The organism is Brevibacillus fluminis, from assembly GCF_003710825.1.
Classification (GTDB): Bacteria; Bacillota; Bacilli; order Brevibacillales; family Brevibacillaceae; genus Brevibacillus_D; species Brevibacillus_D fluminis.
The window spans coordinates 295694-310435 of sequence record NZ_RHHQ01000017.1 but is presented as its reverse complement, the minus strand read 5'-3'; the positions used below and the strand labels follow the sequence as shown (position 1 = coordinate 310435).

At 49.4% G+C, this 14742-nt stretch carries 14 protein-coding genes; 1 reads left to right on the top strand and 13 read right to left on the bottom strand.

Annotated elements, in window-relative coordinates:
- The 10 genes from EDM56_RS21635 to EDM56_RS21590 form a co-directional block, all read right to left on the bottom strand.
- Complete coding sequence (locus EDM56_RS21635; RefSeq protein ID WP_122919992.1) at positions 1-663, bottom strand: Crp/Fnr family transcriptional regulator; 663 nt, start codon at positions 661-663, stop codon at positions 1-3.
- A gap of 115 nt (positions 664-778) precedes the next feature.
- Entirely contained in the window at positions 779-1423 is a 645-nt protein-coding gene (locus tag EDM56_RS21630) for an S-layer homology domain-containing protein (protein WP_122919991.1), read from the bottom strand.
- A 56-nt stretch (positions 1424-1479) separates the two neighbouring features.
- On the bottom strand, positions 1480-2667 hold the full coding sequence (locus EDM56_RS21625; RefSeq protein ID WP_122919990.1) for a bis-aminopropyl spermidine synthase family protein: 1188 nt from the start codon (positions 2665-2667) through the stop codon (positions 1480-1482).
- Between the two features lie 18 nt (positions 2668-2685).
- Positions 2686-4719, bottom strand: a complete 2034-nt coding sequence (locus EDM56_RS21620) for an endonuclease MutS2 (RefSeq protein WP_122919989.1) — start codon at positions 4717-4719, stop codon at positions 2686-2688.
- Positions 4720-5298: 579 nt separating this feature from the next.
- Positions 5299-6453, bottom strand: coding sequence for a Ger(x)C family spore germination protein (locus tag EDM56_RS21615; RefSeq protein ID WP_183192546.1), 1155 nt, complete (start codon positions 6451-6453; stop codon positions 5299-5301).
- Entirely contained in the window at positions 6437-7567 is a 1131-nt protein-coding gene (locus tag EDM56_RS21610) for a GerAB/ArcD/ProY family transporter (RefSeq protein WP_122919987.1), read from the bottom strand. The genes EDM56_RS21615 and EDM56_RS21610 overlap by 17 nt, the downstream gene beginning before the upstream one ends.
- 10 nt (positions 7568-7577) lie before the next feature.
- Complete coding sequence (locus EDM56_RS21605) at positions 7578-9026, bottom strand: spore germination protein (protein WP_122919986.1); 1449 nt, start codon at positions 9024-9026, stop codon at positions 7578-7580.
- Positions 9027-9167: 141 nt separating this feature from the next.
- On the bottom strand, positions 9168-10646 hold the full coding sequence (locus tag EDM56_RS21600; protein WP_122919985.1) for an Lsa family ABC-F type ribosomal protection protein: 1479 nt from the start codon (positions 10644-10646) through the stop codon (positions 9168-9170).
- 491 nt (positions 10647-11137) lie between these two features.
- Entirely contained in the window at positions 11138-11695 is a 558-nt protein-coding gene (locus tag EDM56_RS21595) for a GNAT family N-acetyltransferase (protein ID WP_122919984.1), read from the bottom strand.
- 111 nt (positions 11696-11806) lie between these two features.
- Complete coding sequence (locus tag EDM56_RS21590; protein WP_246009479.1) at positions 11807-11953, bottom strand: hypothetical protein; 147 nt, start codon at positions 11951-11953, stop codon at positions 11807-11809.
- A 430-nt stretch (positions 11954-12383) separates the two neighbouring features.
- On the opposite strand from EDM56_RS21590, the gene EDM56_RS21585 reads away from it, so the two are divergent.
- The gene (locus tag EDM56_RS21585; RefSeq protein WP_122919983.1) at positions 12384-12800 is read left to right on the top strand and encodes a VOC family protein; all 417 of its coding nucleotides are present in this window, start codon (positions 12384-12386) and stop codon (positions 12798-12800) included.
- A 79-nt stretch (positions 12801-12879) separates the two neighbouring features.
- Here the strand turns inward: EDM56_RS21585 and EDM56_RS21580 are convergent, their stop codons facing one another.
- The 3 genes from EDM56_RS21580 to EDM56_RS21570 all read right to left on the bottom strand — a co-directional run bounded on the left by EDM56_RS21580 (position 12880) and on the right by EDM56_RS21570 (position 14679).
- Positions 12880-13305: an SRPBCC family protein gene (locus EDM56_RS21580; protein ID WP_122919982.1), complete on the bottom strand. Its 426-nt coding sequence runs from the start codon at positions 13303-13305 to the stop codon at positions 12880-12882.
- A 76-nt stretch (positions 13306-13381) separates the two neighbouring features.
- Positions 13382-14338 (bottom strand): sigma-70 family RNA polymerase sigma factor, encoded by a 957-nt coding sequence (locus tag EDM56_RS21575; protein ID WP_122919981.1) that lies wholly within the window; start codon positions 14336-14338, stop codon positions 13382-13384.
- Between the two features lie 11 nt (positions 14339-14349).
- Complete coding sequence (locus EDM56_RS21570) at positions 14350-14679, bottom strand: hypothetical protein (protein ID WP_122919980.1); 330 nt, start codon at positions 14677-14679, stop codon at positions 14350-14352.
- Positions 14680-14742: the final 63 nt, after the last annotated feature.

Genomic DNA, 14742 nt, shown 5'->3' with positions numbered 1-14742 from the left:
TTATTCGATTGCGGTCAATAGCTGGTGTCGCTGGATGTGGGTGATTTGGCCGCGACCCAAACGCAGCATGCCCTCTCTCTCCATCCCTTTTAACGTCCGACTGATCACTTCTCGTACCGTCCCGAGCTCCATGGATAGTTGGTCATGGGTGATCGTCAAAACATTGCATTCGTCCGTTGTCTTTTCGAGCACATACTCTGCGATGCGAGTCCGGATTGACTTGAATTTCATGCTGTCGATCAGATTGGACATCAGGATCAGGCGCTTGGCGAACGTTTGGAACACAAATTGACGAAAACTTTTGTACGTGTCGAGCCAAACGAAGAACAGCGGCACGGGAATCACAAGGGCTCGGGTCGGCTTCTCGATGCATGCGGATGCCTCGTAGGCGGATTCCCCTAGGATGCTTGCCATCATCAACGGGCAGCACTCGCCATTCGTAAGCCGATACAGTGTGACTTCTCTTCCGTTCGTGCCAAGCCGTGACATCCGAACTGCCCCTTCCAAAATAAGCGCCGCGTGATTCAGCAGCTTGCCCTCGGGGATGACGAAATGGACGGGCAGCGAGACAATTTCGACTCCCTCCTGGTTCCAATCGTTCGTGGAAATGGCCGAAAGGAACGGAAAAAGTTGGATGACTTCCTCGATCTGATCGTTGCGCATAGCGGTGGCTCAGCCTTTCATTAGAAAGTATGCCTCTCGATTATACGACAAATAGCAGCATGATACGGTGATCAAGTCACAAAACATACAAAATAGTCACAAATTGTCCTTACTTTTACTGTGCGGGACGTTGATCCGAAGGACCCGGATGCGTTTTGGCATAATCGACGGCATGGCCGATGAGCGCAGTCGCATCTTCTTGCGTGAGCGCGTCTTTCGGATGGAGCTTTCCGTCATTGTCAAGCGTTACAATGCCGAGCACGATTGCACGCTGTATGGTGCCTTGATAGCGCGGGTCGACTTGGTCCTGATCGGTGAAATCTTTTGGCGCAATTTTGATCATCGGCAAGTTGCTGTGTTTTTCTAAGGCCAGCATCAGCTGATGGATGAACACTTCCTTTGTCCAAACCTGGTCGGGTTGCAGATCTGCCGGGAGGTCAAATCCATTATGGGCAGCGACGATCAAATCATTTGCATACCACGCATCGTTCTTCGCCAGTGCGAAATAATCGGTCGCCTCCGGTTTTTTGAAAAAGACTATGCCCGCAAGCGACAGATGCAGTCCATCTACAATGAGGTGAATCCCTTGTGCGGCTTTCAGCGTCGTTTGAGCTGGCTGCACGAAAGGTACGTTGTTGTTCTGTGTGCCCGGGGTTGCTCCCGGTTGTGCTGGATTGGTCGCTGCATGGCTAAAGCCAGAAAAAGTAAGGGCGAGCAAAGTTACTGCAGTGCTAGTCAGTAGAGTGCGCGTTGCTTTCATCGTTGATCACCTCGTCAAGTAGTGGGAACGTTCCTCTTATTGGACGTGGCTTCCTGTTATTTGTTTCCTGCCTTTCTCGCGATTTCTGTTTTTTCGACCAATAAAAACACACGGCTCCCGCATCCTGGGCATCCTTGTTTTTTGAGCGCCTCGATCGTTGCGTGATCGCAATGCACACCGACTTGGTGAGTACGGCTGCATCGTTTGCAGCGATATGTGCGCAGCGTCCTCTTGACCTCACCGGTGTACAAAGCATTTGTGAAGGCATCCATATAAGCGGGTCCTGTTCGTTCGGTCGTCTGCAGGATCAGCATTTGGCTTCGGTTGGCAATCATCTCGGCTCCGACGTATTCGTTAAAGCCCGGTAGTGTTGCCGTGACGCTCAAGCCCATTTGGACAAATTCACGCTGCATAGCCAGCATGAATGCGGGTGATTTATGCGCGAACGACAGAAAAATCGGATGACCCGACTGTTTCTTCAAAGCGCTGATCCCGCGTGAAACAAACAGCCCCATCCCTTGCAGCGTGTAGGGCGGATCGGTAAAAAAGCAATCAAAGCGTCCCAAAAGCTTGGCGGGAAGCGGCTTTCGCAAATCGTGGATATGACACGTAATCGGCAATGCTCTTTCAGATGCGATTTGGCTGATATGATCGAGGTAACGCAAATCAAGATCGACAACCTCGATGTGTGTTTTCCCATGGCTGTCGGCAGGAAACAACCGCTTCAGCAAGAGGCCGATTGAAATGCTGACCAAATCGTCATCACCGATACACAAGATTTTTTTGCCGATCAAACTGTGTTGACGCAGACAAAGAACCGCTCGGCGCAAACTCGTCTGTGGTGTGCAATGAGACTGATCAATCTGTACGTCAACTTGTGGCCGCATTTGCAAGAGATCGCTCAATTCGGGAAAAACCTCACGATACAGCAAAGTGGTCTCCAACTCATTGTCCAAAAGCTCTCGATAGACTCGCTCATCCAATCCTTGGTAGCCCCAATCGTCCTCAATCCACCCCTTCCCTCTAGGGGTGCAGAATACGCCATCCGCTTGACGCAGCGCTCCCGCCTTGATCAGTTCTTTTTTGATTGCCGCTGCAACCGGCACGGGAAGGAACAAGCAGCGGGCAAGCTCTTTGGTCGATATACCTGGCTTGAAATAGCAGGCGAGCAAAAATTGCTCGATGACCCGAACCCCTTCCTCCAGACGAACATTCGCGCTCGCTGTCTCTATTCCATGTTTCATCTTTTCACCTCTTTCGCATTACTGGTCTTCCGGCAAAATGTCGATGGAGAGCCCCTCCACATATTTGCGATTCATCAGCTTTCGTTTTTTGCGGTTTTCTTTTGTATCGAACACGATGTCAAAATCATAGTTCGCCGGATAAAGCTGCTGGCTCTCGACGCGCAGCTCAAGACGTTTTTTATGAATCGTGCATTTTTGTTTTTGAATGATCACGCCGATGTTGCCTTTCGAATCCTCCGCCCGGTACACGATGCCGATTTTGTCCAAATAAGCGATGTAGACGCAATCACCGAGGGCAAATGGTCGATCGCGTTTGCCTTCTCTGGAAGTCTCTGGTTGCGCAACAGTGCCTGCGGACTTTTGTGAATACGGTGAATCTGTCGTGATTCCTGTATCGACAGTTACGTCTGCCGTTACCTTGTCTTCATCTTTACTGAAGGATTTGATCGTTCCTCCCTCTTCACCAAGAGCTTGATCACTCATCACAAAGCTTTCGTTCTTCGTATCCGTGCTGCTCGGACTCGTTCCCTGACCACCGGTAAGCTCCCGCGAACGTTCGATGATAGCCGTTGGCAGCCCTAGCTTAAGCGCGATCGAAAACGCATAGCTCTGGCCGGCTTCCCCAATTCGCAGTCGGTACAACGGCTGAAGGGTGTCTGCATCGAATTCCATCCGCGCATTTTCGAAGCCGTCTGCCGCCGCGGCAAAATTTTTGATTTCGTTGAAATGGGTGGTCGCGATCGTCGTTGCCTTCCGGCGATGCAATTCTTCCAGGATTGCGATCGAAAGCCCCACTCCTTCTCCTGGATCGGTGCCGGAAGCCATCTCATCGATCAGCACCAATGTAGAACGATCCGTAATTTTCAAGATGTCAATGACGTTATGGATATGAGCAGAAAAGGTGCTCAACGCATGCTCGATGCTTTGCCCGTCGCCGATATCGACAGCGATATTATCGAAAAGTGCGAACATGCTCCCAGCTTGCACTGGCACCAGCAATCCGGATTGGACCATCGCTGTCAGCAAACCGACCGTTTTGAGCGTGAGCGTTTTGCCGCCCGTATTCGGGCCGGTAATGATTAGCGATCGATAGCGATAACCGATTTCGAAATGCAGTGGCACCATTTTTGTTTTCAGCAAAGGATGCCGTGCATTGCGAAGCGAGATTTTCCCTTCCTCGTTCACTTGCACGTTGGAACCGCCGATCGCCAAGGCATATTTTGCTTTCGCGAAAAGAAAATCGTAGGTGGCGACAGTGTCGACGTTCACTTGCAGCTCATGGGCAAAATCGTCCACCAGCGCAGACAACTGGATCAGCACTTTTGTGACCTCTCGTTCTTCTTCCGCTCGCAAAGCATTCAGTTCAAACTGGAACGCGCTCGCCTCAGTCGGTTCCATGTACACCGTTTGACCGCTAGCTGACTCATCGAGGACCATTCCTGCGACTTGTTTCCGGTATTCTTTCTTAATCGGAAGCACATAGCGGCCATTGCGGGTGCTGATGACATTCTCCTGCATGATCGAGCGGTATTTGCTCATCAGCGAATCGAGCTTGGCTTTCAACCGTTCTTCAAAGACAACGATTCGTTTTCGCACCTTGAGCAACTCCTTGCTTGCTGTATCGATGACTTGCATATGGCGAATGCACTGTTCGATCTCTGCCTTCATTTTCAAGAGCGGATACATGGAGGCAGCATAGGTGCTGACATGGGGTGCCACGCTCGCTTTGGCCGACATGTACTTCATCAGCTGCCCACAGCTCGTCAAAAATTGTAGGATGTGGCTAAAATCTTTTTCGCTAAACACGTAACCGGTACCGAGCAGCGAGAGAATGTGTTCGATCCCTTCGAGCGATGGAATCGGAACGCTGACGCCAGTTTCAAGCAACCCTTTGGCCTCATCCGTTTCGTCGAGCATCCTGCGCAGCAGCTTTGGTGAAGCAATTGGCTTCATTTGCTCGACATGCCGTTTCCCTGCGTAAGACACTGCATAGTCCAGAAGGCTTTCTTTCACTTTGTCGTACTCCAGGCTTTTTAACGCTTTTTCGTTCATGTGTTTGGTTCGCTCCTTTTTTGGTTATGGCAGATTTTGCACAAAAAAAAGGGCGGAGAATGAACGTTCGTCATTCTCCGCCCTCGTATACCGACAGGTTGCCAAAAAAACCTGTCATTCGTGCGCATACAACGCAGCACCTGCGATATGATCGACAGGCTTGCGCTTTTGCGATACCTAAAAAAGCCCCATACAAAAACCATTCCTTTTTCGGAAAGTCCTTTGCCGTCTCATGGCTTGAAACGCGCCTAAAAAACGCTTTTCGGCCATAAAAAAACCGCGCTGAACACAGCACGGATTTTGGGCGCAATGATAGGTATATGTCACCTAAGGCATTGTATGATATCCGTTGTTCTTAACTAATTCCAAGGCTTCAAATAACCCATAACCAAATAAACGGTGCTCATAGAACACAGTTGGCCAAGCGGTTCGTTGTAAGCCTCACTATGGAATTGACTAGTTAAGAACGATCACCGACATCAAAATTCCTCCTCAGATGGGAATATGATGAATATAACCGAATCACAGCAATGAAGTCAAGAGCGAATGAAAAGCATTGCCATCCAAAAGTGCCCCCCTTCAGTTGGTGATGCTGGAGCGGATGATGTCCATTTTTAGATCGATGTTGATTTTGGCCTGCTTGTACCTCTTGCGCCACTCGTCCTTGGTCAAGTCTTCCGAGCGAACCTGTGCGCGGTACTGCTCGCCGAAGCCGATCGGATCCACATCCCTTTTTTGCAAGAACGAGATGAGGTCACCGATTTCATGGACCATCTTCTTCGAAATTTCCTGCGTGATCTGGTCAAGCACTTGCTGGTTTTCCAAATTAAGCTTTTGATCAATCTCTGCCAAGCGTGTACGGATCTTGATGGTCACTCGAAAAACGGGTGGATTCGCCGAGATCAGCTTGGTTTCCGTCTTGCTGGAGAGCGTGTCAAGCACGATTGGGATTTCCTTCAATTTTTGATTCCCCTGCTCTTTCTTTCCTTTTTCTCCACCGATTTTGGGGATGGACGTCTGGAACAGCCCTGTCCTAAATTGGTCGCGGATCAGCTTGATGTAGAACGTCTGCTGCGGTTTAACCCAGTCCACATACCGATCGTTTCGAAAAAGTGCAAGCCCTTTGACTCTGATGTCGTCGCCTTTCCGGACGATAAAAGGCAGATAAGGATCGCTGCCTTCGCTATAGTAGGCGCGGAGAAATTCATGCAGCGTGGGAGAAGGGAGCTGCTCCCCGCGTACATTTTTGAAGATGGTGTAATACAAGTACATTCCGATGTTTCCTTGTTCAGGAAACGATGCGTTGATAAAGTCATAGCCCTTCCCATCCACCACTGCCAAGTAAGGCCGACTGCCAACTTCTGTCCGATCCAGCGCCTGGACAAATGAGATCAAACCGTTTTTTGCCATCTCCTCTCCGTACAAGATTACGCGCAGCTGGCCAAGCCTCGGCTTACGGTCCAATTGCAAATCCATCTCGTTGACGATGCCCCGCAATGTGATCCCTGTGCCCGAAACCACCTGGACTTTTTGTTTCGCCAAGGTGTTCACGACTGGAATAGATGCAGTGCCGCGGTATAACCCTTTGTCCAGTTGGTCAAAACCGATCACGGTGATGAGTCCTGTTTCATCCAACACATGAGAAGGTTCGCAGCCGCAAAGCAATGCAAGAACACACGTTATGAAAATGCACACGCCTCTTTTTTTCATCAAGATTTTATGTACTACTCTCATGCTCGTGCCCTCCACTCCTCTTTTTACGCCACATCGCTTTGAGCGACGCCATGACGTACAAGAATGGCGGGTATGCGAAAACCACATACAGCCCGACTCTGGAAGCGAAATCGACCATCGCGTTGATATGCGTGCGTGTCAAGAAAAATTGGCTAGCAATGAAAATCGTCACCAAAACGAGAGTCGTGGTTTTTTTGGCTGGCCAATTGAACATTCTTTTGAACCCGCGTGAAACACACCATGTGTACAGCATGATGTTCGGTAAAATAATCAATAGCCAAATAGGAATGATGATATATTCGAACCGTTCGAGAAATGGCATGTAGACCATCTGCTGCAAGTTGAGGGTCGGCCAAACAGCTTGCATCAACTGCTTTTTGCTGAAAAACGTGAGTGTGACGATCATAATGCATAAATAGATCAAATTGGTATAGAGCATGCCAAGTTGCGCAGATACGGAAGCGCGCTGTTTCTCACGCAAAAAGGGATAAAGAACATAGGAAATCTCGAAGCCTACCATTGTGAACGACATTGCGATGGAACCATTGAGGATTTGCGGTAATTTGGCTTCCAGAACAGGATACAGATAGGACCATCTCGCATATTGCAGCGGAAAATACATATCGAGGATTACCCACACGGTGAAGACCAGGCTGATGAATGTGAAGCCTGTAATAATGCGAATTCCCCCGAAAATCGTATACAAGGCGAGTCCCAAAATGACCAAAGCAAACGACCACGTCGACACTTTCGGGAACATCCACGTTTGGAGCACTTCAATGTAGGAGCGCAAGATTGCCATCGTAATCATGGTGAAATACGTCATGTAGAGCAAATTCAGCACATTTCCAATCCACGTTCCGAACACGTCGCAATTGATCCCATACAAATCGGAGGAAGGGTAGAGTGACAACGTACGCATGATGATCCACATGATGAGATGAGCAGCGATCCCGGCGACAATCAGCGAAATCCACGCATCATGTCCGGCCTCTTTTGCCACAAACCGCTGAAAGCCGAGAACACCCATGCCGACCTGGTTCGAGTGAACCAAAATTGCCAGCAAATAAGAGGGTAATTGATTGGACTTCTTGGGATAGACATTAATCTCCATAAGCTCTCCCCTACTCGTCAATGTCATCCAGCTGTTTGGCTTTTCTCGGGCTGAAGCGGTAGTCATCCTTTGGTCGATAGAGTTGCGGACGCATGCCAAAAAATTGAATCGGTGCCCGAATGAAGCTGTCTTTTAGGTCCGCAAAGCGCAACGGATATACCGGGTGAAGATACGGGCGCCCCAAGCTTGTTTGGCGCAGCAGATGTGTGAGCAAAAAACATATTCCTACCGCGATTCCGAATCCGCCCCATAGCCCAGCGAGCAAAATGATCGGAAAGCGAAGCACGCGGATAACTGCACCTAAAATATAGTTGGGCGAACTGAATGATGACAGAGCCCCCAAAGCGACGATGATAATCAAAATGTTGCTGGTGAACCCTGCTTGCACGATGGCTTGCCCGATCACGATACCGCCTACGATACCGATCGTTTGCCCAATTTTGGTCGGCAACCGGGCGCCGGCTTCACGCAAAAGCTCAATGATTCCCTCCAGCATGATCGCTTCGAATAAGGGTGGAAACGGTACTCTCGAACGGGATTGAGCAAGCGAGATCAACAGATCGGCCGGAATGATTTCATAATGATAGGTTAGCGCCGCTACATATGCAGGTGTCAGCAGCAAGGCGAGAAACATCGCCAAGAAGCGCAAGAGACGCAAAAATGTGGAAATGCTCCAACGAAAATAGGAATCCTCTGTCGCCTGGAATAATTGGATGAACGTAACTGGACCGAGTATAGCTAATGGACTTCCTTGTACGAATACGACCACTTGCCCTTGAAGAAGGCCCGCAACGGTTCGATCCGGCCTCTCTGTGAGGACCAGCTGCGGAAATACGCAATACTCTTTGTCCTTGATGTATTGGACCAGCATGCTCGCATCGATAACGCTATCGACCATGAGATTGTTGATGCGTTGTCGGACTGTTTGCACATTTTCCTCATCGGTTATGCCGTCCATATACACCAGCGCGATATCATTGGGCGCGGTTTCGCCGACGATCATATGTTCATGGAACAATCGCGGTGATCGAATATATTTGCGAATCAACGCGAGGTTGATTTCCAGCGACTCCACAAATGAATTTTGCGGCCCTAGAATATTTGTCTCATTCTCAGGCGGGCTGACTTGACGCGATGCGGTGTCTTTGACTGGAAAGTAAATACCGTACTCCGCTTGTTCCAGATGGATGTAGGCGCCGCCGCTCAGTAAACTTTCGATGATCTGGTTTTCATCGAAAATCCGCTGTTGTTCTGATACGCCAATTTCGCGCTCGATTTCGAGCATTGTGATCGTCGATACATTCATCCCCTGCAGGCGCGGGATGAGATATTGATAGATGACTTTTTGATCCGTCATCGTGCTTAAATAGTAGAGGCGGATGACACCGCCATCTGTTTCAATATGATCGATTTTCAAATCTGCCGTGTTGGAAACCCATCGCTGAAACGACTGCTCCATCTTGTTGTCAACTCCCGCTTGCCTGGGATCATCGATTGCGCGATAAAGGACTAAACTTGGTTAAAGCATTCCCACGTTTACCCAATCCCATACGAATTAGAAAGGGCTTCCCCAGGTTGTATAACCGGGAAGCCCTTTCGTTTACAGTTTGATGATCTTAGTGGCGATGTTCTCACAAAATGCGCGGTCGTGCTCCACAAACAAAATCGTTGGTGCGTATTCCAGCAGCAGCTCTTCAATTTGCATACGCGAAATAATGTCGATAAAGTTCAGCGGTTCATCCCAAATATACAAATGGGCTTTTTCACAAAGGCTTTTTGCGATCAGCACTTTCTTCTTTTGACCGCCGCTGAACGATGAGATATCTTTCTCGAATTGAACCCTGGAAAAATCAAGCTTGCGCAAAATCGCTTTGAAGAGACTTTCGTCCAACCCGTTGTTTCTGGCATAGTCTGTGACGGTACCGTGTAGATGCGAGGTGTCCTGCGAAACATACGAGATGGAAAGCTGGCTTCCCTTCCTCAATGTCCCTGTATTAGGGATTTCCTCTCCGCAAATCAGTTTGAGGATGCTTGATTTTCCTGAGCCGTTTTTCCCTGAAAGGGCGATCCGCTCACCTTGGCCGATCGTAAAGCTCAGATCGGAGCAAACCGTCTTGTCTCCATATTGAATCGATACGTTCTCAAGTTCCACCAAGCGGCTTTTATGGTACGAAAGCGGTGTAATCTTTAAGCTTTCATGGCTTTCGACGTTTTTCAGAAGCCTGGATTTTTCCTCAGCGGCGGAATGCTGCCGTTGTTCCATCGACTTCGACCGCTTCATCATTTTTGCAGCCTTGTGGCCGATATAGCCTTTATCGACCTTGGAACCAGAGTTCCGCGTGCCATTTTTGGTTTTTTCCACTTCGTGCGACCAGTTGTTTGTCCGCTTCGCAGCTTCCTCCAATCGCTTGATGTCTTTTTTCAGTTTTTCATTTTCGGCAAGCTCATAGTGATCCTGCCGTGTTTTATTTTCCCACCAATCGGAAAAGTTGCCCTTTTGGATCTCGATGTTCGTCTTGTTGATCGACAGGATGTGGTCGACGCAGTTGTCGAGGAAAACTCTGTCATGTGATACCAAAATAAAGCCTTTTTTCGTTTTGAGGTAATCGCTGACCAGCTTTCGCGCGTGCATGTCTAGATGGTTGGTCGGCTCATCGATCAACAGGAAATGGTTTTCCTTCAGAAATAATGCTGCCAGCATCACTTTCGTCTGCTCACCGTTGGACAAGGATGAAAAGGGACGTTCAAGTACATCCTCAGATACCTGTAGCAAGGAAAGCTCACGCAAAATTTCCCATTCTTGACCGTCTGGAAGGATATCATTGATCACCGTCAACGTTTGCTTTTCCTTGTTTTCGACGTGGAACGGAAAATATTCAAAACGGACGGGCGCCGAAATCGTGCCGCTGTATTCGTATTTGCCGAGCAGCAGGTTGAGAAACGTGGTTTTACCTCGACCATTGCGGCCGGTGAAGCCTAATCGCCAATCGGTATCGATCTGAAAGCTGACGTTCTCAAAAATGTTATCAAAACTGCCATCGTAGGCAAACGTCAAATTCGTAACTTGTAGCAATGCCATAAAAAGATTCCCCCTCGCTGATAAATAGAAAAGCCGCAAGAAAGTTACTTTCTTGCAGCTCAAATAAATACAGCGAATCCACCCCATAACATACGGAGCAGGATTAGGAGATTTGGTTTGAGTGAAAAGAGATTGTAACTTTCTTGCATAAAAATAATAAAACAGGCGAAACTGTTCGCTTTTTTGTTTTATTTTTTTCATAGCAAGAAAACTTACATCCTCTTCAACTCCAGTCAATAAAAGTAAAACTATGATATCATACCGGTTCGTTATTTTCAACCTTTGCTGGAAAAATTAGCGACATATTCGCATGTTTCCCTTCAAAAAAGTGGTAGTGGTGCCGTTTGCCTTCGGGCTATCAACGAATCCCGTTCAATTTAATCGCCAAGGTATTTAAAAATAGTTTTAGACTCGATGTCGTATTGTTTGCCCGACTTGAACGTTCGGCTGGATAGTGTCCTAAGCGAGCCGTCGCGCTGTCGGGCATGAGCTCAATCGGACGGCGTGCCGGGGTACCATACACCGAGCCACTGTTCGGCGCCGTAGTCCTCGAACCGCTCCACCTCGGTGAACCCTAGCCTCGCCGCGACGCGCATCGAGGCCTCGTTGGCGGTCTGGGTGGAGAGTACCACCGGCTCGCTGGGATGCGCGTCGGCGAACCAGTTGAGCGCCGCTGCGCACGCCTCGGTAGCGTACCCGCGTCCCCACGCCTGCGGCAGGAACAAGTAGCCGAGCTCGGGCTCCCCGCCCTCTGGACGGATGTGACCCTTACGCTCCGGGTCGCGCCGATCGAGCGTGATCATGCCGATCGTTGTTCCGTTGAGCACGACCACGAAGAATCCGAAGCGCTGCCCGGGCACTTCGGGCAGTGCGCGCTCGAGCTCGTCACGCGGTCGGGAGCCGCCGACGTAGGTGCCCACCTCTGGTGAGGCGAACAGATCGATCAGCGCCGCACGGTCCCGTGCCTCGGACTGGCGGAGCACGAGCCGCTCGGTCTTGATCGGGGCAGGTGGCCAGGCGACGGGGTGCACTGTGATCTCATCCGACATGGTGTAATCTCCCTTCTCTATTTAATTCTGTTTGTCCATGGAGTGATGACCGGTATGACTCTTTCCAATTCGCCCGTTCTCAAAATTCGATCAGTTGATTTATTGTGCCTCTCACCGATACCCGTTCTGCTGACCGATACACATGGGCATCCCGTGAACAGGACGCATCATCAAATTCGGGCTGATTCTTGCATCGCGGACAACCGATAAATGGTACCGTTGAAGAAGGACAGCAATGACAATCTTGAGCTCCTGCATTGCAAAATGCCAGCCGATACACATGTGCGGCCCAGCCGACCTCCTCGGAATCCAAATACTTAAGCGTGGGATCCGATTGATCCGCGTTGATTTCTTTGTAAAAGTCCAGATTCTCCTTGCTCACATTTCTCCTGTTCTCTTCACTAATCGTACGTTTTGCATTAATTCCATACCGTTCCCTCATTCCGTCACTCGATACCCACCCTTTAATTGTCATATTTTCAGACGAATTCCTTTTTAGAGAGGTTCAATCTTTATCCCTGCTCAATAAGAATAAGCAAATGGCGGGTATCCGAACTCAATACCAAGTTTTTTTTCAAAATTTACGCTTCCGAATCCATGAGACCGATGAATTCCCGGATCGGCTGTCGTCTATATAAACGAAGGCATAAAAGAACACAAACTAATTTGACGAAGAGGTGTTTTGAAAATGGCATTAACGTCCGCATTCACGAGCTTCAACCTGCCTGTAAAAAACGTAGAACAATCTAAAGCGTTCTTCACCGGACTCGGATTCGAGCTCAACCCGCAATTCCCCGAGAACGAGAATTCGGTAGCCATCGTGATCGGCGACAACCTGCAGGTCATGCTGATCAATCAATCATTCTTTAATACGCTCACGGAGAAGGAATCCGTCGATACGAGCAAGTATGCGCAGATGACGATCGCATTGGCCTTCGAGAGCCGGGAAAAGGTCGATGAAATCGTGAATACCGCGCTCTCCTTCGGCGGGAAATTGCACGCTGAACCTGAAGATCATGGGTTCATGTATCATTGGGGCTTCGTGGACTTGGACGGCCATCTGTGGGCCATTAACTACATGAACATGGATGCGGCACAAGGTTAAGGCTAACGGAGAGCACGCTCGTAGTAGGGTTCAAAAAGAAAGACGCCGGGCATCTTCCCCTGCGTCTTCTTCGCGATGTTTAGTTTTGTTCGGTATAGGCTTTGAAATTGTCCATGATCGCTTGCCAGCCTGCTTGCTGGAACTCGACGGGATTGGAGCGTTCCGCGTCGAACGTTTCAATGACCTTCGTCTCATTCCCTTGATCGACGAAAGCAATATCCACTCTTCTTCCGTCTTCCATGGTGTAGCCGATCGCCTCATGCTGATTCACGACATCGTAGACGCCGCCAAAATCAAAGCCCATGCTGCCATCCTTCGCTTCCATCCGTGTCAGAAACTTGCCGCCGACCCGCAGATCGTTTTCGGCTCTCGGCGCATGCCAGTCCTCGGATGCTTGATTCCACTTCGTGATGTGATCTGGCTCGGTCCAATAGCGCCATACCTTCTCGACAGGGGCTTGAATGACGGCTAACACGGTTACTTTCGTCGGTTGACTCGTTTCCAATTTAAATAGACACCTCTCTCATGATATTCGTCGTTTGGTTATTCTCAATGATATAGCCGTAAGCCAATGACGAAATTCATTGGTCAATTCGCTCGGGCAGCCCAAATCGCGAAAATAATGGTGTATGAATGAAGTTTTGAACGTGCAGGATTTGATTTTCTTTGGTTTCGATGACGTGGATGCCCCAGGGTACCAGGCCAGAGCCCTCTTTGTCCGGCATATACTGGGCCAACGCCGGATAACCGCCATTCACCGTAATGGGCACAAATCGCGAACCTTCGCAATGCCAGCGAGTAAGCGAATAGAAGGCGGACAAATCTTCCTTGCCGCGGATCCACATCTCGAAGGGCGGCATCGACATGCAGCCTTCCTCGTGGAACAACGCGACGAGCGCAGCAATATCGAATTGCTCGAAGGCCTCCACATATCGGGACAGCAGCTGCTGCTCCGGTTGAACAGCCATGCTGCTGAGCTCATCCGAGCGAAGCTGCGCCCGGTCCATTGTCTCTCGGGCTCTTTGCAAGGCGCTGTTCACCGCTGCCGGCGACATCGCCAACGTTTCCGCGATCTGCTTGGAGGACCATTCAAATACATCCTTCAAAATGAGTACCGCGCGCTGCCGCGGAGGCAAGGTCTGCATGAGAGCGATGAAGCACAGTTGAAGGGTATCTCTGCGGACGAGCCGATCCTCCGGATTACCCCCAAAGTCGGGAGACGGCCAAATCCAGGCAGAGTCCGGCAGCATGTCGCGCGGCTCGACGATGGCGACGGCCGGATCGAACAGGTCAACGGGAAGCGCCCGGCGTTTGGATTGTCTCAGCTTGTCCAAGCACAGGTTGGAGGCAATCCGATAGACCCAAGTTTTGTACGAGGAATCTTGTCTGAACGTGCTCCAGCTCTGCCAGACCCGAATACTGGTCTCCTGAACGGCATCATCCGCATCGTCCATGGAGCCTAGCATTCGGTAACAGAACGAGGTTAAGCCCGGCTTCAAGCTTGCAAATAATGGTTCGTCAAATGCAGTCTCGTTCATCGCGGCCTCCCTTAACGATCTCCCCGAAGGGCGGTACCTTCATTAGCTCTTCTTGTGTTGCTTGAGACATGTCTTTTGCTGTTGATCCTGGCATCGATCTCATCAGATTTTTCATTAAGGCCTAGTTGACGTTCACGAAAATCTTTTACCGATTTATTTTCAACTTGGAACAAATGATACCCTTCATCCAAAAGAACTTTCATCACTAAATACGAGTAATGACGACCAGTGGGCTCTAACAAAATAAAAAAGTCTGATGGATCTAATCCAAAACCTTCTTGTATGTTCCCTAACTGTGTTCGGAAATCAATAATTCCTTTCCCATCGGAGTAAAACTTCATAGTCTTTTGCCGTTTCCATTCCTAATCATTACGGAGTTTTTCAAAGGGAATAGAGCTCCTAAG

Bases quoted from the DNA above. Each gene is read 5' to 3' on its own strand.
- EDM56_RS21595 (WP_122919984.1), bottom strand. From the start codon at position 11,695: ATGTCGGATGAGATCACAGTGCACCCCGTCGCCTGGCCACCTGCCCCG.
- EDM56_RS21600 (WP_122919985.1), bottom strand. From the start codon at position 10,646: ATGGCATTGCTACAAGTTACGAATTTGACGTTTGCCTACGATGGCAGT.
- EDM56_RS21625 (WP_122919990.1), bottom strand. From the start codon at position 2,667: ATGAAACATGGAATAGAGACAGCGAGCGCGAATGTTCGTCTGGAGGAA.
- EDM56_RS21635 (WP_122919992.1), bottom strand. From the start codon at position 663: ATGCGCAACGATCAGATCGAGGAAGTCATCCAACTTTTTCCGTTCCTT.
- EDM56_RS21585 (WP_122919983.1), top strand. From the start codon at position 12,384: ATGGCATTAACGTCCGCATTCACGAGCTTCAACCTGCCTGTAAAAAAC.
- EDM56_RS21610 (WP_122919987.1), bottom strand. From the start codon at position 7,567: ATGGAGATTAATGTCTATCCCAAGAAGTCCAATCAATTACCCTCTTAT.
- EDM56_RS21620 (WP_122919989.1), bottom strand. From the start codon at position 4,719: ATGAACGAAAAAGCGTTAAAAAGCCTGGAGTACGACAAAGTGAAAGAA.
- EDM56_RS21605 (WP_122919986.1), bottom strand. From the start codon at position 9,026: ATGGAGCAGTCGTTTCAGCGATGGGTTTCCAACACGGCAGATTTGAAA.
- EDM56_RS21575 (WP_122919981.1), bottom strand. From the start codon at position 14,338: ATGAACGAGACTGCATTTGACGAACCATTATTTGCAAGCTTGAAGCCG.
- EDM56_RS21615 (WP_183192546.1), bottom strand. From the start codon at position 6,453: ATGAGAGTAGTACATAAAATCTTGATGAAAAAAAGAGGCGTGTGCATT.
- EDM56_RS21590 (WP_246009479.1), bottom strand. From the start codon at position 11,953: ATGCAGGAGCTCAAGATTGTCATTGCTGTCCTTCTTCAACGGTACCAT.
- EDM56_RS21630 (WP_122919991.1), bottom strand. From the start codon at position 1,423: ATGAAAGCAACGCGCACTCTACTGACTAGCACTGCAGTAACTTTGCTC.
- EDM56_RS21570 (WP_122919980.1), bottom strand. From the start codon at position 14,679: ATGAAGTTTTACTCCGATGGGAAAGGAATTATTGATTTCCGAACACAG.